The organism is Vibrio antiquarius, from assembly GCF_000024825.1.
Lineage (GTDB): Bacteria > Pseudomonadota > Gammaproteobacteria > Enterobacterales > Vibrionaceae > Vibrio > Vibrio diabolicus.
This window is the reverse complement of record NC_013456.1, coordinates 2,497,530-2,517,129: the sequence shown is the minus strand read 5'-3', so window position 1 is coordinate 2,517,129 and position 19,600 is coordinate 2,497,530. Positions and strand designations below refer to the sequence as shown.

General features: G+C 45.2%; 17 protein-coding genes. 13 read left to right on the top strand and 4 right to left on the bottom strand.

Annotated features, from left to right (window positions below; genetic code table 11):
• Positions 1-127: 127 nt before the first annotated feature.
• Together miaE and VEA_RS11675 are read right to left on the bottom strand one after the other, a co-directional pair.
• Positions 128-898, bottom strand: a complete 771-nt coding sequence (gene miaE / locus VEA_RS11680; protein WP_006742887.1) for a tRNA isopentenyl-2-thiomethyl-A-37 hydroxylase MiaE — start codon at positions 896-898, stop codon at positions 128-130.
• A 97-nt stretch (positions 899-995) separates the two neighbouring features.
• A complete protein-coding gene (locus VEA_RS11675) occupies positions 996-1,760 on the bottom strand; it encodes a hypothetical protein (protein WP_006742886.1) in 765 nt (254 codons plus the stop codon).
• A gap of 313 nt (positions 1,761-2,073) precedes the next feature.
• Here VEA_RS11675 and cysB point away from each other — a divergent pair, with 313 nt between their 5' ends.
• Together cysB and VEA_RS11665 are read left to right on the top strand one after the other, a co-directional pair.
• Entirely contained in the window at positions 2,074-3,048 is a 975-nt protein-coding gene (gene cysB, locus VEA_RS11670) for an HTH-type transcriptional regulator CysB (RefSeq protein ID WP_006742885.1), read from the top strand.
• Between the two features lie 53 nt (positions 3,049-3,101).
• Positions 3,102-4,298: a methyltransferase gene (locus VEA_RS11665; protein ID WP_006742884.1), complete on the top strand. Its 1,197-nt coding sequence runs from the start codon at positions 3,102-3,104 to the stop codon at positions 4,296-4,298.
• A 93-nt stretch (positions 4,299-4,391) separates the two neighbouring features.
• Here VEA_RS11665 and ald read toward each other — a convergent pair whose 3' ends face one another.
• On the bottom strand, positions 4,392-5,516 hold the full coding sequence (gene ald / locus VEA_RS11660; protein WP_005378241.1) for an alanine dehydrogenase: 1,125 nt from the start codon (positions 5,514-5,516) through the stop codon (positions 4,392-4,394).
• Positions 5,517-5,672: 156 nt separating this feature from the next.
• On the opposite strand from ald, the gene lrp reads away from it, so the two are divergent.
• The 7 genes from lrp (at position 5,673) to VEA_RS11625 (ending at position 14,191) form a co-directional block, all read left to right on the top strand.
• Positions 5,673-6,167: a leucine-responsive transcriptional regulator Lrp gene (gene lrp / locus VEA_RS11655; RefSeq protein ID WP_005378234.1), complete on the top strand. Its 495-nt coding sequence runs from the start codon at positions 5,673-5,675 to the stop codon at positions 6,165-6,167.
• A gap of 152 nt (positions 6,168-6,319) precedes the next feature.
• The gene (locus VEA_RS11650) at positions 6,320-9,364 is read left to right on the top strand and encodes a DNA translocase FtsK (protein WP_012841961.1); all 3,045 of its coding nucleotides are present in this window, start codon (positions 6,320-6,322) and stop codon (positions 9,362-9,364) included.
• 74 nt (positions 9,365-9,438) lie between these two features.
• Positions 9,439-10,065 carry an outer membrane lipoprotein periplasmic chaperone LolA gene (lolA, locus tag VEA_RS11645; RefSeq protein ID WP_012841960.1) on the top strand — a complete coding sequence of 209 codons (627 nt, stop codon included), beginning with the start codon at positions 9,439-9,441 and terminating at the stop codon, positions 10,063-10,065.
• A complete protein-coding gene (locus VEA_RS11640) occupies positions 10,066-11,421 on the top strand; it encodes a replication-associated recombination protein A (RefSeq protein WP_031780168.1) in 1,356 nt (451 codons plus the stop codon). It begins immediately after the preceding gene.
• Between the two features lie 91 nt (positions 11,422-11,512).
• A complete protein-coding gene (gene serS, locus VEA_RS11635) occupies positions 11,513-12,820 on the top strand; it encodes a serine--tRNA ligase (protein ID WP_006743060.1) in 1,308 nt (435 codons plus the stop codon).
• A gap of 205 nt (positions 12,821-13,025) precedes the next feature.
• Positions 13,026-13,757 (top strand): hypothetical protein, encoded by a 732-nt coding sequence (locus VEA_RS11630; protein ID WP_006743059.1) that lies wholly within the window; start codon positions 13,026-13,028, stop codon positions 13,755-13,757.
• Entirely contained in the window at positions 13,751-14,191 is a 441-nt protein-coding gene (locus VEA_RS11625; RefSeq protein WP_012841959.1) for a hypothetical protein, read from the top strand. Before VEA_RS11630 ends, VEA_RS11625 begins: the two co-directional genes overlap by 7 nt.
• Positions 14,192-14,486: 295 nt before the next feature.
• On the opposite strand, the gene bioA is transcribed toward VEA_RS11625, so the two are convergent.
• The gene (gene bioA / locus VEA_RS11620; protein WP_006743058.1) at positions 14,487-15,767 is read right to left on the bottom strand and encodes an adenosylmethionine--8-amino-7-oxononanoate transaminase; all 1,281 of its coding nucleotides are present in this window, start codon (positions 15,765-15,767) and stop codon (positions 14,487-14,489) included.
• Between the two features lie 130 nt (positions 15,768-15,897).
• Here bioA and bioB point away from each other — a divergent pair, with 130 nt between their 5' ends.
• The 4 genes from bioB to bioD are packed head-to-tail and all read left to right on the top strand — an operon-like array spanning position 15,898 to position 19,577.
• Complete coding sequence (gene bioB, locus VEA_RS11615; RefSeq protein WP_012841957.1) at positions 15,898-16,950, top strand: biotin synthase BioB; 1,053 nt, start codon at positions 15,898-15,900, stop codon at positions 16,948-16,950.
• Positions 16,937-18,088, top strand: coding sequence for an 8-amino-7-oxononanoate synthase (gene bioF, locus VEA_RS11610; RefSeq protein ID WP_006743056.1), 1,152 nt, complete (start codon positions 16,937-16,939; stop codon positions 18,086-18,088). The genes bioB and bioF overlap by 14 nt, the downstream gene beginning before the upstream one ends.
• Complete coding sequence (gene bioC / locus VEA_RS11605) at positions 18,088-18,894, top strand: malonyl-ACP O-methyltransferase BioC (protein ID WP_006743055.1); 807 nt, start codon at positions 18,088-18,090, stop codon at positions 18,892-18,894. The genes bioF and bioC overlap by 1 nt, the downstream gene beginning before the upstream one ends.
• Positions 18,891-19,577, top strand: coding sequence for a dethiobiotin synthase (bioD, locus tag VEA_RS11600; RefSeq protein WP_005390831.1), 687 nt, complete (start codon positions 18,891-18,893; stop codon positions 19,575-19,577). The genes bioC and bioD overlap by 4 nt, the downstream gene beginning before the upstream one ends.
• Positions 19,578-19,600: the final 23 nt, after the last annotated feature.

The following is a 19,600-nucleotide window of genomic DNA, read 5'->3' as shown; positions in this document are numbered from 1 at the left end:
ATTTTGTTTCAGCTTTATTCCTAACCTCATTGCTACAAAAAATAAGCCGGACGAAATGTCCGGCTTATTTATTCTCTGCCTATATAAATAAGTTCAGAGCATGCTCAATCTTGGGAGAATATGCTCGCTAGGCTGGAATACCACTATGGAACTTAAAATCTATATCTGGCGTAGAAATTAAATCCGCCTCAACTCGGCCAAAATAGGCTATGCGTTCGCTGATGTCTTTGCCCGCGATTTGCTCTGCTAATACAAGATAATCTTGATAGTGGCGTGCTTCTGAGCGCAGTAAAGAAACGTAGAATTTTGCGATATCGTCATCCATATGTGGTGCTAGTTTGGCAAAACGCTCACAAGATCGGGCTTCGATGTACGCACCAATGATGAGCTTATCGATCAGCGTTTCCGGTTCATGAGTCTTCATTTGCGAAATGAGCCCTTTAGCATAGCGACTTGCTGGAATATTTTTATACTCAATTCCACGACTTTCCATGATCTCTAAAACTTGATAAAAGTGGTGTAACTCCTCTTTAATCAAAAGCACCATTTTATCGATCAAATCTTGGCTGTACGGTGAGTTTGACTTAGCCATGATCGCTTTGGAAATATTGCTCTTACCTTTTAAAGTTTCTAGTGAGCCTACATTGCGATAAGCAAAATCTTCATAGGGTTTAAACCAGTCAAGCAGAGCATGTGAACTGGATTGGTCAACGGCATACTTACGAATTAAAAACATCGCAGATTGGCCAGCTTTTAGCTCACACATTAGGTGGTCTAATAAAATGGTTTGAAGGTTTTCTGGTTTCTTTGCTTCCTCTACCCATTCATCAGGTGTGCTGCATTGCAGAAATTGGTTAATGGGAGCAAGAAGATCTTGATAGGCGTCTAGATTCATCATTTTAGTTTTAGTACTTCACATTCTAATTGGGCATATCCGCTATCTTACGGATAGAAAAAAGGCTGCGATTGCAGCCTTTATTGACCTTAAGTGAATGTTACCACTTTTTCTTCTCGCCGAAGAGTGCTTCCATGTCATTGTCGCGCTCTTTATCGGCGATCTGCTGCATTTCAGCATCACTTTTATCTTGGCGTTTTTTATCTAGGTCGCCCAACATGTCTTCAAGCTTCTGTTTCGCTTGAATAGAGTAGGGATCGCTCTTTGTACTCAATGCATCGATACCTTTGCGTAGCAGTTGAAGTGCTGTACCAGGTTGACCTCGAGCGATTGAGTCGTTTGCTCTTTTAATGACGTTTTCGATGTTGATACGAATCTGCATCGTTTCTAAACGCGCATTTTCAGCGACGTAAGTCTGGGTGTCGATACGGCCTTTATTGTGTTCGTTACGGATAGTATCGCGGAGGCGTTTCACCAACTTAAGCATGACGATGGCTTGTTTATCACTGCTCGGCATTTTGAACGTGGTACTCTCGCCAGTGGGACCATTCTCTTTCAGTTGCTCAATCTGTTGCTTCATGTTTTCGATACGTTGAGCAAGCTGCTTATTCTTCGGGTCAAGCTCATGCATGCTTTCTAGCGCGTCAAGAATACGATTGTTTAGACATAGCAACAGCTCCTTGCTAAAAGGGATATGGTGCGCATGACCAATCAACTCTTCAGTGCCATCAATCAAGGCAACATAGCGTGCGGACTCCTGTCTTTTCGCAGTCTCTACCTTGACCTTATACTGCAACATAATGTTATAGCCTAGGATCAACACCAGTAGGATGGCTACCAAAGCGATTATTAAACCAATATTCATATCTTTGCGTCTGCTTTACTTTTCTACGGCTAGCGTTAAAGAATACATGAATCTTATCTTACTCGGCACCCTATTTGTTTGATTATTTTGTCTCTCCCACGTTTTAGCTACTGATAGAAGTCACATCATAGAACTTCAGTCATTTATTGGCTCAACTTTGTGCATATTGTTTCTATGTTGAGGATTATCAGTATGTGATTGAGGTATAAGTTAGAAATTACTGTTCATTTCGATTTGAACGCGTTATAACTAATTATTATATCGCTCGTCCGAGTGGCCAATAAATTATCTCATGAACAAGTAAGGGATTACGATGAAACTGCAGCAGCTGAAGTATATTGTTGAGGTTGTAAACCATAATCTGAATGTATCCGCGACGGCAGAAAGCTTGTATACCTCTCAGCCAGGTATCAGTAAGCAGGTTCGGTTGCTGGAAGATGAGTTAGGCATTCAGATTTTTGAACGTAGCGGTAAGCACTTAACACAGGTGACACCTGCTGGTGAAGAAATTGTACGCATCTCTCAAGAAATTCTGGCTCGCGTAGAAAGTATCAAAGCTGTAGCAGGGGAGCACACCCACCCAGAAATGGGGACGCTGAATATCACTACGACACATACGCAAGCGCGTTATGCTTTGCCGGATGTCATCAAAGGTTTCACTTCTCGCTACCCAAAAGTGTCATTACACATGCATCAAGGTACGCCGTCACAAATGTCTGAGGCGATTGCCAAAGGTACGGCGAACTTTGCGATTGCGACAGAAGCGCTTCACTTATATCAAGATGCCATCATGCTGCCTTGTTATCATTGGAACCGTTCAATTGTCGTGCCTAAAGATCATCCATTAGCGAAGAAAGACAAAGTAACGATCAGCGATCTTGCCGCTTATCCATTGGTCACTTATGTGTTTGGTTTTACGGGCCGTTCAGAGTTAGATACCGCATTTAATCGTGAGGGTTTAACCCCGAGAGTGGTGTTCACTGCAACTGATGCGGACGTTATTAAAACGTATGTTCGCATGGGTATTGGTGTTGGTGTGATTGCGAGCATGGCTGTGGATGAAGAGCAGGACAGCGATTTAGTCGCAATAGATGCGAGCCATTTATTCGGGGCTAGTACGACAAGTATTGGCTTCCGTCGCGGCACATTCCTGCGCTCATACATGTTCGATTTTATGGAACGCTTTGCTCCTCATTTAACTCGCCCAGTGGTAGAGCAGGCGATTTCGTTGAAATCTAATGCAGAAATCGAAGAGATGTTTAAAGACATCGAGCTCCCGGTGAGATAACACTTCATTGATGTTTCGATTCCCTCTACAATGCGCTCGTTGTAGGGGGAGTTATGAAAACGCAATTTCAATTTATTAATGACTGCTTATTGGAAAACGAATCGCTATGGCGGTTTGAACCATTTAAAAGTAGCATTCACACCTCATTACCTTGGCAAGAGCAACACCCTCAGTTGTGCCAGTGGTTAGTGTCTCTTTCTCCCTCTCAAATCGAAGAGTATAAAGCGGAACCTGAACTCGCCTTAAAAGCGATAAGCGCGTTCGTGCCTCAACTCGAACAACTCGCTTATCACACGCGTTTAGAGTCTTTAACCTTAAATGGTTTGGCACTCGCTCGTGGTTTAGACAACGGCATTCCCGGACGTAAGCTGGAGCAAATCAGCTCGATGGGTGAAGCTGCAATTCAACAACACTGTGGCGAAGAATGGTTAGAGTGGTGTTCAGGGAAAGGTTATTTAGGACGAATCCTAGCAACACAAACCGATCAGCCTGTGACCAGTTTCGAATATCAACAAGCACTGTGTGATTCAGGGCAACAAGCTGCGAATGAACACCATTGGAAAATGACGTTTATTCAAGGTGACGCGTTTGATAGCAAAGCAAAAGCGGTATTCAAGCCAACGCAACACGCGGTGGCACTGCATGCGTGTGGTGACCTCCATGTTCGTCTAATGCAGTACGGCAGTGAGAATGGGATTGCTGCGATGACCATCTCACCTTGTTGTTATCACTTGATTCAGTCGGAACAATACCAGCCGATGTCGAAACCGGGGAGGGTTTCTTCTCTCTCATTGTCTAAGCAAGAACTGCGTATCCCGTTACAGCAAACGGTGACAGGGGGGGAGCGTGTACGTCGCCATCGTCAGCAGGAAATGGTGTTTCGTCTTGGCTTCGATTTGATTACTCGACGAGCGTTAGGCATGGCAGAATATCAACCTGTCCCCAGTATTCGTAAGTCGCAATTAAGTGAAGGCTTTGAATCTTTGTGTCGCTGGGCGGCGGAGCAGAAAGGTATCGTTCTTTCTCAAGAAATCGATTTCGATCATTTTGAAAAGTTAAGCGAACAACGCTTCTGGCAAATGGAGAGAATGAGCTTAGTGCAACTGGTTTTTCAACGTCCATTGGAGATCTGGCTCGCATTGGACAAAGCACTTTATCTTGAAGAACGTGGTTATCGTGTTAGATTGTCAGAGTTTTGCCCTAAATCAGTTACACCTAGAAATATTTTAATTTGCGCATATAAGAATTAGTTATTTTTTATAGCTAAACGCTCTATATGAAAAAGCCCACTTATGCGTGGGCTTTTGTAAACAAAACGTGACAAATTGTGTTTTATTTTGTCATTAATTGAACATAGCGATAGCTTGAGTTGGTTCAACGTATTCCAAGTCAAAGCTTTCTGCTACTTCTTTACATGTTACTTTCCCGTGAATAACGTTTAGACCTTCAAGGAAGCCTTTGTCTTCTAGAAGTGCCTCACGGTAGCCTTTGTTTGCGAGTTTCACAATGTAAGGGAGTGTTGCATTGTTCAATGCGAAAGTTGAAGTACGTGCAACCGCACCAGGCATATTTGCTACGCAGTAGTGAACCACTTCATCAACGATGTAAGTTGGATCTGCGTGGGTTGTTGCGTGAGATGTCTCGAAACAGCCACCTTGGTCAATAGCCACGTCAACCACTGCCGCACCAGGTTTCATCTTAGCAATGTGCTCTTTTGTTACCAGCTTAGGCGCTGCTGCTCCAGGAATTAGAACGGCACCGATAACAAGGTCAGCTTCTAGAACATGCTTCTCGATAGCGTCTTCAGTAGAATAAACCACTTTAGCGCGACCTTGGAATTCTTCGTCAAGCTTACGAAGTGTATCTACGTTACGGTCTAGAATGGTTACGTCAGCGCGAAGACCAACAGCCATACGAGCTGCGTTTGCACCAACAACACCACCACCAACGATGACGACTTTCGCTGGCTCAACACCAGGTACGCCACCTAGTAGCAGACCACGACCGCCGTGTGATTTTTCCAATGTTTGCGCGCCAGCTTGGATAGACATCCGACCTGCCACTTCTGACATTGGTGCTAACAGTGGCAAACGACCCATATTATCTGTTACAGTCTCATAGGCTATACAGACAGCTTTGCTCTTGATTAGCTCATCAGTTTGTGGAAAATCTGGTGCTAGGTGTAAATAAGTAAATAAAATTTGCCCTTCGCGGAGCATTGCTCTCTCTACTGCTTGGGGTTCTTTTACTTTTACAATCATGTCTGCTTGCGCGAATACGTCTGCAGCATGAGGGAGAATGGATGCGCCGACAGCGATGTAATCATCGTCTGAAAAACCAATGCCGGCACCTGCATTGGTCTCAACTAAAACTTGGTGACCATGTGAGATGAGTTCTCTCACGCTTGCTGGGATCATACCAACACGATATTCGTGGTTCTTGATTTCCTTAGGTACGCCAATGATCATCCTGTATCCTCTTTCTATAATGGTTGTATTAACTGTTTGTAGGGTGTTATTGTCGAATTAATAACTAGTATAGTTATAGATTTGTAAAATTTGGCACCAAATATTAAAAAGTTGTAGTATATTTTTTTGCAAGGAAGTAATAAGGTGGAATAAAAAATGGCAGACAACTATAAAAAGCCGTCCAAGGAACTAGACCGTATCGACCGCAACATTCTTAATGAACTGCAGAAAGACGGTCGTATTTCAAACGTTGAGCTTTCAAAACGTGTGGGACTTTCTCCAACGCCATGTTTGGAGCGTGTACGTCGCTTAGAGCGTCAGGGTTACATCACAGGATACACTGCATTATTGAATCCGCAGTTCCTGGATGCGTCACTATTAGTATTCGTTGAGATTACATTAAACCGTGGTGCGCCGGATGTATTTGAGCAGTTTAACTCAGCTGTTCAAAAGCTAGACGACATACAAGAGTGTCATCTTGTATCAGGTGACTTTGACTATCTTCTTAAAACCCGTGTATCAGATATGGGTGCTTACCGCCGACTATTGGGCGATACGTTACTACGTCTACCTGGCGTAAATGACACTCGCACATACGTTGTAATGGAAGAAGTGAAACAATCTAACCAGCTTGTGATCAAAACTCGTTAATTTCTTGCAAAGAAAGCGGTATATGCTTCCGCTTTCGCCAGAGAGTAATTGGGTTTTTCTCTTTGATATGGTTAAATCAATTTACCGAGCGGCTTGATGCCGCTCGGAATGTTTTGCAATTTCCTATTTCATTTCCATATTCAAGTTGATTTATGTTCAAAGAGAACGCAAAGAAAGTCGAAACCATTATCAAAACCAGTGAAGAGCCCCAGTCTTCACGCTTAAATGGCTTCCAACGCTTAAAAGAGTGCTGCTTTATCGTTGGCGTTCTTAGCTCGGTATTGCTTGCGGTTGCACTATTTACCTTCAGTCCGGCCGATCCTTCCTGGTCCCAAACCGCATGGGGAGGGGAGATCGATAATGCTGGTGGCCTTTTCGGCGCTTGGCTTGCGGACACACTATTCTTCACATTTGGCTCTCTCGCTTATCCCATCCCTTTCTTGCTAGCTGCGGCTGCATGGGTGATTTGCCGTAAACGAGGAGAAGATGAGCCAATTGATTTCATGTTATGGGGTACAAGGTTACTCGGCCTTGTCGTCCTTATAATGACTAGCTGTGGTCTAGCCGATATTAATTTTGATGATATTTGGTATTTCTCGTCCGGTGGTGTCGTCGGGGACGTGTTGTCTAGCCTAGCTTTACCTACATTGAATGTACTTGGCACGACATTGGTACTGCTGTTCTTATGGGGAGCGGGTTTTACTCTCTTTACTGGCATCTCATGGCTTAATATTGTGGAGTGGCTTGGTGATCGTGCATTAGCGCTAATTGCGGCGCTTGCAAATAAGATAAGAGGCTCTGAGCAAGAAGTTTTAGAACCTCAGTTAGATGAGTTCGTGGAAGATAAAGTCTCTACGCCTAGACATAACGTAGACCATGACATTGATGATGAGCCGCTTCCTCATTTAACGGCGTTCGATGTCGATGAGCCGAAAGAATCGGCGCCTGCGCATGAGTATCCTATTTATATGCCGCAAGCTAAACCTGAGAAGCCAGCGGAACAAATGATGGTGGAACCAACGCCACCACAATGCAAGGCTACGGTTAATGCTGCGCCAGTTTATGCTCAACCTGAGCACCAAACGCAACCTGTCCATGCGGTGAATACTGATAACGTTGATCCGCTTCTGGAGCGTACCAAGCAGCTGAATGTCACGATAGAAGAGCTTGAAGCTGCAGCGCAACAAGCAGATGACTGGGGAACTGAAGAACAGGTAGCCCCATCATTTGCAGACACTTACTCTTCCTATGTAGAGCAACATACAGCTACAGAAGAACCGAACAGTGTTGAACCAGATTATGCGGAGTACGAACAATTTGAAGCAGAGCAAGTACAGCAGCCAAGTATTGAGCATCCTGTGCATGAAGAGCCTGTAATTGATTCCGCTGCGCTAGATAGCATCACGGAGCAAACAGAATCGAGTCAACACATTGAACCTACGATCTCTGATTTTGACGTGTTAGACGATGAAGACGAAGTGGAGTCACAGCCTGTACAACAAGTACAGCCAGCTCCAACAACACCTCATCAGCAAGTGGCAACACCTTCAACAACATTTGAACCTGCACTTCAAAAAGCGGAGGTTCAAGACGGCGACGAAGATGTAGCGGCATTCCAAGACATGGTTTCTAGTGCGCAAGCCAAAGTAGCAGCGACACAGAACCCATTTTTGGTACAGAAAGAAGAAAACTTGCCTGTTCCAGAAGAGCCACTTCCAACGCTCGAGTTGCTTTACCATCCAGAAAAACGCGAAAACTTTATCGACCGTGATGCGCTAGAGCAGGTCGCTCGATTGGTTGAGAGCAAGCTAGCGGACTACAAAATCAAAGCCGACGTGGTGGGGATTTATCCTGGTCCAGTGATCACTCGCTTCGAGCTTGATTTGGCGCCGGGGGTAAAGGTAAGCCGTATTTCTGGTCTTTCAACTGACTTAGCGCGTGCATTGTCTGCAATGGCTGTACGTGTTGTAGAAGTAATCCCTGGCAAGCCTTACATCGGTTTGGAACTGCCAAACATGAGTCGTCAGACGGTCTATTTATCTGATGTAATCAGTAGTCCTCAGTTTGAGCAAGCAACGTCACCAACAACGGTTGTGTTAGGTCAAGACATTGCGGGCGAAGCTGTTGTGGCTGATCTCGCGAAGATGCCTCACGTGCTAGTAGCAGGTACAACCGGTTCTGGTAAGTCGGTGGGTGTGAACGTGATGATTTTGAGCATGCTGTATAAAGCTGGCCCAGAAGATGTACGCTTCATCATGATTGACCCGAAAATGCTAGAGCTTTCTATTTACGAAGGTATCCCTCATCTTCTTTCTGAAGTTGTGACTGATATGAAAGACGCATCAAACGCTCTACGTTGGTGTGTGGGTGAGATGGAACGTCGTTATAAATTGATGTCGGCATTGGGCGTTCGTAATGTGAAAGGCTTTAACGAGAAGTTGAAGATGGCAGCAGAAGCAGGTCACCCAATTCATGATCCATTCTGGCAAGAAGGCGACAGTATGGATACGGAACCGCCATTGTTAGAAAAACTGCCGTACATCGTTGTTGTTGTCGATGAATTTGCTGACCTGATGATGGTGGTGGGTAAGAAGGTAGAAGAACTGATTGCACGCTTGGCACAAAAGGCGCGTGCGGCAGGTATTCATTTAATTCTTGCGACTCAGCGTCCATCGGTGGATGTTATCACGGGTCTGATTAAAGCGAATATTCCAACTCGTGTTGCGTTTACGGTATCGACTAAAACAGACTCCCGTACGATTCTAGACCAAGGTGGTGCAGAATCACTGCTTGGTATGGGTGACATGTTGTACTTACCACCAGGCTCTAGCCATACGACCCGTGTTCATGGTGCGTTTGCATCAGATGACGATGTTCATGCGGTTGTAAACAACTGGAAAGCGCGTGGTAAACCGAACTACATTGAAGAAATCATCAGCGGAGATCAAAGTCCAGAAAGCTTATTGCCAGGTGAGCAAATGGAAGCGGATGAAGATGTGGATCCACTCTTCGATCAAGTCGTTGAGCACGTAGTTCAGTCACGTCGAGGCTCTGTTTCTGGCGTACAGCGTCGATTTAAGATCGGTTACAACCGTGCCGCCCGTATTGTTGAGCAACTCGAAGCGCAAGGTATCGTGAGTGCACCGGGTCACAACGGTAACCGCGAAGTTTTAGCTCCTGCGCCGCCAAAAGATTAATGAACTTGTTTTACTCACTTCAGTCCAACTGAGGTGAGTAACTTTAGGTCTTTGACCCTCTGATAGGTATCTGAATGAAAAAACGATTTTCAGCGAAACTTTTCTCAGCGCTAGTTTTAAGCGTTTCTTTCTTCTCAGCTGCGAATGCAGCATCTCCAAAAGATGAACTCAATAAACGTCTCGCAATGAACGAGGGTTTCAGTGCCGATTTCTCCCAGCAAGTGATCAGCCCTGAAGGTGAAACGGTAATGGAAGGTGAGGGCACGGTTGAAATCGCTCGTCCAAGCTTGTTCCGTTGGAGTACGACTTTCCCTGATGAAAACCTTTTAGTATCTGACGGTAAGACGTTGTGGTATTACAGTCCATTCATTGAACAAGTAAGCATTTACTGGCAAGAGCAAGCGACCGAGCAAACACCATTTGTGCTGTTAACTCGCAATAGAGCAAGCGACTGGGATAACTATAAGATTTCTCAGAAAGGTAATGAGTTTACGCTCATTCCAACGGCAATTGACTCTACTCAAGGCCAATTCCAGATTAATATTGATGCAAAAGGCGTAGTGAAAGGCTTTAACGTCATTGAGCAAGATGGTCAGAAAGGGCTGTTTACTTTTAGTAATGTTAAGCTTGGTAAACCAAAGGTAGACAGATTTACATTCACAATTCCAGATGGCGTGGAAGTGGATGACCAAAGGAATTAATTGGTAGTGAGTAATTACACGTTAGATTTCTCAGGGGACGAAGATTTTCGTCCCCTTGCTGCTCGTATGAGACCACAAACTATCGAACAGTATATTGGACAGCAGCATATTTTAGGTCCGGGTAAACCCCTACGCCGAGCGCTAGAGGCCGGACACATTCACTCGATGATTTTGTGGGGACCACCTGGCACAGGTAAAACGACATTAGCGGAAGTGGCAGCAAACTATGCCAACGCCGAAGTTGAGCGTGTATCTGCGGTGACGTCTGGCGTTAAAGAGATCCGTGCTGCGATCGACAAAGCGCGTGAGAACAAAATGGCAGGTCGCCGCACTATCTTATTCGTGGATGAGGTGCATCGCTTTAACAAATCGCAGCAAGATGCGTTTTTACCGCATATTGAAGACGGTACGGTTACGTTTATCGGTGCGACCACAGAGAACCCTTCGTTTGAGTTAAACAACGCATTACTCTCGCGTGCTCGCGTTTATAAGTTGACTTCTCTTGGCCAGAGCGAAATATCGCTGGCGCTTGATCAAGCGATTAACGACAAAGATCGCGGCTTGGGGAATATACCAGCACATTTCGCCGATAACGTACTAGATCGCCTAGCAGAGCTAGTTAACGGTGATGCTCGCATGTCTCTCAACTACCTTGAGCTGCTATACGATATGGCAGAAGACAATGCGCAGGGTGAAAAAGAAATCACGCTTAAGTTGCTTGCGGAAGTGGCGGGAGAAAAGGTCTCTCGCTTTGATAACAAAGGTGATATCTGGTACGACTTAATCTCTGCGGTTCACAAATCCATTCGTGGTTCAAATCCAGACGCCGCTTTGTATTGGGCTGCACGTATGATCGCTGCAGGTTGTGATCCGCTCTACATCGCTCGCCGATTACTTGCGATAGCATCGGAAGATGTCGGCAATGCGGACCCTAGAGCCATGCAAGTTGCACTCTCCGCGTGGGACTGTTTTACACGCGTTGGTCCAGCAGAAGGTGAACGCGCGATTGCGCAGGCGATCGTTTACTTAGCGTGCGCGCCAAAAAGTAATGCGGTGTACGTGGCATGGAAACAAGCGCTCACAGATGCTCATAACTTACCTGAATATGAAGTGCCTCATCACCTTCGAAATGCACCTACCAGTTTGATGAAAGACATGGGTTATGGAGCAGAGTATCGTTATGCTCACGATGAGCCGGGTGCCTATGCAGCCGGTGAGCAATATTTGCCACCAGAAATGGCGGATCGTAAGTATTATCAGCCAACAAATCGCGGTCTAGAAACCAAAATCGGCGAAAAGTTAGATTACTTGGCTAAATTAGACGCAAATAGCCAACAAAAGCGCTATGAAAAGTAGGCGTTTTTGGATACATTTGTTCAGTAAATTTTTTTAACGCGTACGCTTGGAAAGTGCGCGTGATTTCACAACAAAAAGCATAGGATTAACAATGCTGGATTCTAAATTACTTCGTACAGAGCTGGATGAAACAGCTGCTAAACTGGCGCGTCGTGGCTTTAAGCTAGACGTAGAGACTATTCGTAAACTTGAAGAACAACGTAAGTCCATTCAAGTAGAAGTAGAAAATTTACAATCCACGCGTAACTCCATCTCCAAGCAAATCGGCCAAAAAATGGCAGCTGGCGACAAAGAAGGCGCAGAAGAGATCAAGAAACAAATCGGTACTCTAGGTAGCGATCTTGATGCGAAGAAAGTTGAACTTGAGCAAGTAATGGCTCAACTAGACGAATTCACGCTTTCTGTACCAAATATCCCAGCAGATGAAGTGCCAGATGGCAAAGACGAGAACGACAACGTTGAAATCTCTCGTTGGGGTGAGCCTAAGACTTACGACTTCGATTTGAAAGACCATGTTGACCTAGGTGAAATGGGTGGCGGTCTAGACTTCGCAAGCGCAGTTAAGATCACTGGCGCACGTTTCATCGTGATGAAAGGCCAATTTGCTCGTCTACACCGTGCAATCGCTCAGTTCATGCTAGATCTTCACACAGAAGAACACGGCTACACAGAAATGTACGTACCTTACCTAGTAAACTCTGACAGCCTATTCGGTACTGGCCAGCTTCCTAAGTTCGGTAAAGACCTTTTCCACACAGAGCCTCTAGCGGAAAAAGTAAACGACGAAGAGCCACGTAAACTGTCGCTAATCCCTACGGCAGAAGTACCTGTAACGAACCTAGTTCGTGACACGATTTCTGACGAAGCGGATCTACCTATCAAGATGACAGCACACACGCCATGTTTCCGTTCAGAAGCGGGTTCATACGGTCGTGATACTCGTGGTCTGATTCGTATGCACCAGTTCGACAAAGTTGAGCTAGTACAAATCACTAAGCCAGAAGATTCAATGAACGCACTAGAAGAGCTAACAGGTCACGCTGAGAAAGTTCTACAACTTCTAGAGCTTCCTTACCGTAAAGTGGTTCTTTGTACAGGTGATATGGGCTTCGGCGCTCGTAAAACTTATGACTTAGAAGTTTGGGTTCCTGCTCAAGAAACTTACCGTGAAATCTCTTCATGTTCTAACATGTGGGACTTCCAAGCTCGTCGTATGCAAGCGCGTTTCCGTCGTAAAGGCGAGAAGAAACCTGAGCTTGTACACACGCTAAACGGTTCTGGTCTAGCAGTAGGTCGTACAATGGTTGCTATCCTAGAAAACAACCAAGAAGCAGACGGTCGCATTGCAATCCCTGCAGTACTTCAGAAGTACATGGGCGGCGCAACGCACATCGGTTAACGCATTAGCCACTAGAACACCAAACCCAGCCGTAGTGCTGGGTTTTTTGTTATTTGCGTCGAGTGAAAATACGTTGTTATGTAATTAGCACACGCAATAGTGAAGAGCTCGCCCAGAATCTGGCAGTACGAGACAAATGATATTTTTCTAAACGGTTTTTCACGTGACAAGCTAATGACATCATTTGCCCTTGTTGTTAAACGTTATGCCAGTAAATCATCTTTCATTGCTTGTTATTTTTGCGCTTACTTTGCTCGTTAGTAAGTGTGTTATCGCAAGTGAACTTATTCAGCCTCAATACTTAGATAGTGAGCGAACCGATCGCTTTTTCGCGCGCGAAATAGCGCAACCTTCCAAAGAAAATATGCAACTTCGTAACTCACTCGATTGGGGCTATGAACTTGAATTGAAACGTGCATCTGATGAAGAAAAACTAGTATCTAATTGCCAAGACTTAGCTACGGCAAACTCTACGGGCTTTACTGCGGCAAAAGCCTATGAATACGGCGCGTTTAAAGCATATTTAACTCAGTGCCAAACATGGAGTGAGATGGCAAAGTTAGCTGCCTCTAAGCGCTCATTTATATCAGACTTTAAGTTAGACGATACCTTTCCTAATTTCGCTCCAAGTGCACTTGCTTTTGTTATTTCTGACGAAAGTGCAGAGAAAGCAAAGACACTCTCAACGTGGGATGAAGCAGACCATATCCAAAGAACTCAGGTCATCAGTGAAGTCAGAGCAGAGTATTACGATTCGACTGATGGCTTTCAGGTTATTACCGTTACCGCAAAAGGTGATTACAACGCTGACGGCATCGAGGATATCGTTATTGAGAAAGAGAATAGTGTACTCAGTGGCTCGTATTCATCTTCACACGGATATGTATTAACCCGTATGTCTGAACAAGCGCTATTTACAGTGTTGGCTGAATGGTAATGAAACGATTGGCGGTCACTTTGGGTTTAAGTGTTGCGATGATGAGCACGTTTGCTGTTGCTAACACCTCGCCCAGAAAAGTCTTTGAATGCTCAGTGAACCAAACTATGAACTTTAGTATTTTTATAGAGCAAGGCAAAGGTGGGATTATCTTTAATGAGTCCATTGAGAATCAAAGCTCTGTTTTACAGCGGATAAAACCTCAAGATTATCGTGTTGAACATTATCATCGAGCGTTGGTAGATGAGAAGTCTTTGGAATTTAGTATTGGTGAGCGCGTCATATTAGTCAGTGAGTACTTTAGTGAGGAGTTTAATGAGGCAGAGAAGATACTCAGTGTTACTTTGAGAGAGCCTGAGCAAACGCAGTATTTTGAATGTGAGGAAGGGAGTATGAGTAACCTTGCATTGCTTTTCCATGAGAGTGCCGAATAATCGATTACAGAGTGATTATTACCAAATCGTAATAGTGTTTTCGAATTTACCCTAATTATCTTGTTATTTGTAGGCGATATAGTCATCCACCTTAACACGGTAAGTAGATTTTTCTCATTCAAGTAACGAGGAGGGCTTGTGGCCGTAGGGTGGGCAAACGACGATAGCGTCAGCCAACAAATTCAACATATCATCGACGAGCGAGTAAAGACAGTCAACTTCGATAGCTTTGCTTTTCTCGTAAATAACGAGACGGTTTGAGTCTCATACTCAACCGTCTTCATGTTGAATTGAACTATGAAGCGAAGCAGTCTTTGCGTTGTAACGCAGCATCAATCGCATTCACTAACTTTTCAATATCTTCCGGCTTGCTGATGAACGGCGGCATCATATAAATCAGTTTGCCAAATGGACGAATCCAAACACCGTGCTCAACAAAGAGAGCCTGGATGGTTTCCATATTCACAGGGCGATGCGTCTCCACTACGCCAATAGCACCCAACCAACGGGTGTTTTTCACCAAGTCGTATTCTTCAAGTTTTGGTAGTAACTCAGAAAACAGCGTTTCAATTTGTTGGGTTTGTTGCTTCCAATCACCTTGCTCGATCAATTCCAAACTTGCAGTAGCTACAGCACAAGCGAGTGGATTCCCCATAAAGGTTGGACCGTGCATAAAACAATCAGCATCACCACCACAAACAGTGTCTGCTACGTGTTTGCTCGCGAGGGTCGCAGAGAGGGTCATGTAGCCGCCAGTGAGTGCTTTCCCGACACACAGAATGTCTGGTTGAATATCTGCATGTTCGCAGGCCAACAATTTGCCTGTGCGTCCAAAACCGGTTGCGATTTCATCTGCAATCAATAACAAACCGTGTTTATCACAAAGCCTACGCACACCTTTGAGAAACTCTGGATGGTAGATACGCATGCCGCCTGCGCCTTGAACGATAGGCTCTAGGATCACCGCAGCGAGTTCTTGATGATGTGTTTCAATCTTGTGCTCAAAGTCAGCAAGATCTTCAGATTTCCACTCATCCCAAAAGCCACAAGTTGGCGACTCCGCAAAGATATGCTCAGGCAGAAAGCCTTTGTAGAGAGAGTGCATGGAGTTATCAGGATCGGTTACCGACATGGCCGCAAAGGTGTCACCGTGATAACCGTGTCGTAAAGTAAGAAACTTCGGTCGGCGTTCACCTTTTGCATGCCAATATTGCAGTGCCATTTTTAAGCTGACTTCTACGGCAACGGAGCCTGAATCGGCAAGGAATACATGTTCAAGATTACTTGGTGCTAGGGATAGCAACTTCTTACACAAACTGATTGCTGGCTGGTGGGTAATCCCGCCAAACATCACGTGAGAGACTTGATCGATTTGCTGGTGAGCGGCTTGATTTAAATGCGGATGGTTGTAGCCGTGGATCGTCGACCACCAAGAAGACATGCCATCGACCAGCTCAGTACCGTCTTCCAATTTAATGTGAACACCATTTGCCGATGCCACTGGGTAGCAGGTCAGAGGTGTCAATGTTGAAGTGTAAGGATGCCAGATATGCTGGCGGTCGAAGGCGAGATCCATGTGCGATTCCAATAATAATTGAGATTAAAAGATAAACAGATGTAAACTTTGTTATTTTGTGTTGTGTTGACAGTTTATCGAGACTCAGTAGACTGTCAACACAACAACAAAAGTGACTAAAGGAATACACGTGGAAGTTCGTCATAACTGGACGCATGCTGAAGTGCGCGATCTCATGGAAAAACCATTCATGGATCTCCTATTCGAAGCGCAACTTGTACATCGTCAATATCAACAAACCAACCATGTTCAAGTAAGCACGCTTCTGTCGATTAAGACAGGTGCTTGTCCAGAAGATTGTAAGTACTGTCCTCAGAGTGCTCGTTACACCACAGACATCGAGAAAGAGCGTCTGATGGAAGTTGAGCGTGTACTCGATGCTGCGCAAAAAGCCAAAAATGCTGGCTCTACTCGATTCTGTATGGGGGCAGCATGGAAAAACCCGAAAGAGCGTGACATGCCGCATTTGACCGACATGATCAAAGGCGTGAAGGGCATGGGTTTAGAAACGTGTATGACATTAGGCATGCTGACGCCAGATCAAGCAAAGCAATTGGCAACTGCTGGTCTGGATTACTACAACCACAACCTAGATACCTCACCTGAGTTTTACGGCAACATCATTACCACACGTACTTACCAAGACCGTTTAGACACTTTGTCTCACGTTCGTGATGCTGGCATGAAGATCTGTTCCGGTGGCATCATCGGCATGGGTGAAAGTGCTAACGACCGAGCAGGTTTGTTGGTTGAACTGGCTAATTTGCCAGTACATCCTGAAAGTGTGCCAATCAACATGCTGGTTAAGGTGAAGGGTACACCATTGGAAGAAGTGGACGACGTTGAGCCGTTCGACTTTATTCGTCTGATTGCAATAGCACGAATTATGATGCCCCAATCCGCAGTCCGTTTATCGGCTGGTCGTGAAAACATGAACGAACAAATGCAAGCGCTGTGTTTTATGGCGGGTGCAAACTCCGTCTTCTATGGTTGCAAACTTCTGACCACGCCAAACCCTTCTGAAGACAAAGACATGATGCTGTTCGACAAGCTCGGCATTAACAGCCAAGAGGTGTCTCAAAAACCTGATGAAATCGAAGAAAACGAGTTGCTGGATCGCGTCGTAGAGCGCGTTGCTGCTCGTCCGACAAAAGACGACCTTTTCTACGATGCCAGCGTTTAAATCTCGTATCGAGTCCGCCCTTGCCGATCGTAAAGCGCAGGGGCTGAATCGTTCGATGAATGTGGTGTTTTCCGGCAACCAATCGATTTTGGAATACGAAGGCAGACGCTACATCAACTTCTCAAGTAATGATTATTTAGGCTTGGCCAATGACCAAGCGCTCGTTCGTGCTTGGCAGCAAGGCTTGAGTGTATACGGCAGTGGCAGTGGTGCATCTCCAATGGTCACAGGTTTTAGTGCCGCGCACAGCAATTTAGAAGCGGCACTAACAGAATGGCTGAGTTACGACAGAGCAATTCTGTTTGGTTCTGGATTCAGTGCTAATCAAGCCTTGTTGTTCACCTTGTTAGAAAAATCAGACGTACTCATTCAAGACCGTTTGAACCATGCCTCGTTGATGGAAGCGGGGGCGTTGTCACCAGCTAAGATGAAGCGCTTCAAGCACAATGACATCGAGCACCTAAAGTCGCTGCTGAATAGCGAAGACAATCACTTAGTCGTGACTGAAGGGGTGTTTAGTATGGACGGGGATTGTGCACCACTTGCTGATATAGCTGACGTCACCGGTAATCATGATGCTTGGCTAGCTGTAGACGACGCTCATGGTATCGGTGTTCTAGGGGAATCTGGCGGTGGCTCATGTGAATTAGCGGCGGTTAAGCCTGAGATACTGATCGTTACTTTCGGCAAAGCGTTTGGTATGTCTGGCGCGGCTATTTTATGTGACCACGCAACGGGGGACTTTTTAACTCAGTTTGCTCGTCACCATGTGTATTCCACGGCGATGCCTCCGGCACAAGCCTATGCGCTCACGCATGCTGTCTCGATGGTTCAAGAGCAGTCTTGGCGACGTGAAAAGCTCACAGAGTTAAGTGAAGTGTATCGAGATAGCCTCAACGACGTTGAGGGCTTTGTTGAGACTCAAACTTCGATTAAGCCGTTTGTGATTGGTGAATCTGATTTGGCTTTGCGAGTAGCAGGTGCTTGTCGCCAAAACGGTATTTGGGTTACTGCTATTCGTCCTCCAACAGTTCCGAAAGGGACGTCTCGTCTTCGAATCACACTCACTGCTAATCACACTAACGAACAAGTTAAAACGCTTTCAATGGCATTGAAGCAAGCATTAGGAACGCAGTAATGGATAATGCAGAGCAAATGAAGTTGGATTGCTTACTGCCTAATAAACAAGCGATCGCTGCTTCCTTTAGTAAAGCAGCTAACACGTACGACAAACATGCCGCTTTCCAGCGTGATGTCGGCCATCGCTTACTAGACAAACTTCCGAATGACTTAACTCATAAACGTGTTTTGGATTTAGGATGTGGTACGGGCTATTTTTCTCAACTTCTTCAAGAGCGTGGCGCTGAAGTGTTTTGTGTGGACATCTCTCAAGAGATGTTAAGCAAAGCTATGGTGCGCTGTGGCCATGAACGAATGAATTATGTGCTAGCCGACGCAGAAAACTTGCCTTTCGACGATACAAGCTTCGACTACGTATTCTCTAGCTTGGCTTTGCAATGGTGTGCCGATTTAAGTTATCCCCTGAGAGAAGTTCGTCGTGTACTAAAAGCTAATGGGAAGGCGGTTTTTTCTACCCTAGCTGAAGGGTCACTGTGCGAGTTGCGAGCATCATGGAAAAAAATTGATGCATATCAACACGTCAATAACTTTCTATCGCTCAATCAGGTAAAAATTGCGTTAGCGCAATCTCGATGTGACAACCATCAACTAGACTTGACCACCATCACAGTTTGGTACGACTCAGCATTTTCAGTTATGCGTGACCTCAAAGGTATAGGTGCAAATCACGTAAGTGGGCGCTCACATGGTTTAACCAGTCGAGAGACTTTGTTGCAAGTTGAGCATGAGTACCAAGCGTTTAAAAATGATCAAGGTCTTCTACCTGCAAGTTATCAGGTTTGTTTTGGAGTAATACATCTATGATTGATGCTTTTTTTATTGCTGGTACGGATACTGATGTAGGAAAAACGGTAGCGTCTAAAGCCATTTTGCAAGCGTTGGCAGCAAAAGGACTAAACACTATTGGTTATAAACCAGTGGCAGCAGGGAGTGATAAGACTGAAGCTGGATGGCGTAACTCTGACGCCTTACATTTACAAGCGGCCGCGACACTTGATGTCGCTTATGATGATGTGAATCCATACGCTTTAGAATTGCCTGCTTCTCCTCACATCGCGGCAAAACATGAACATGTCGAAATAAAATACGAACTCCTCAGTGAAAAGCTGGCTCAACACAAGCAGCAAGCTGACGTCGTTCTCGTTGAGGGCGCAGGTGGTTGGCGTGTGCCTGTGTCAGATACCGACTGTTTATCTACTTGGGTACAAGCAGAGCAGTTGCCCGTGGTCTTGGTGGTTGGTATTAAACTAGGCTGTTTGAGCCATGCTTTACTCACGGCTGAGAGTATTAAAGCGGATGGCTTGAATCTTGTTGGTTGGGTGGCAAACCGAGTTAACCCTGGCACCGAGCACTATGCTGATATTATCGAGATGCTTGAAGCGCGTATCGGTGCGCCTAAGCTTGGCGAAATCCCATACATTCCAAGTGCTAAGCGCAAAGAGCTAGGCAAGTACATTAATGTCGAGCCTTTGCTAAATACTGACTGATTGTGTTTAAAATACTAAAAACC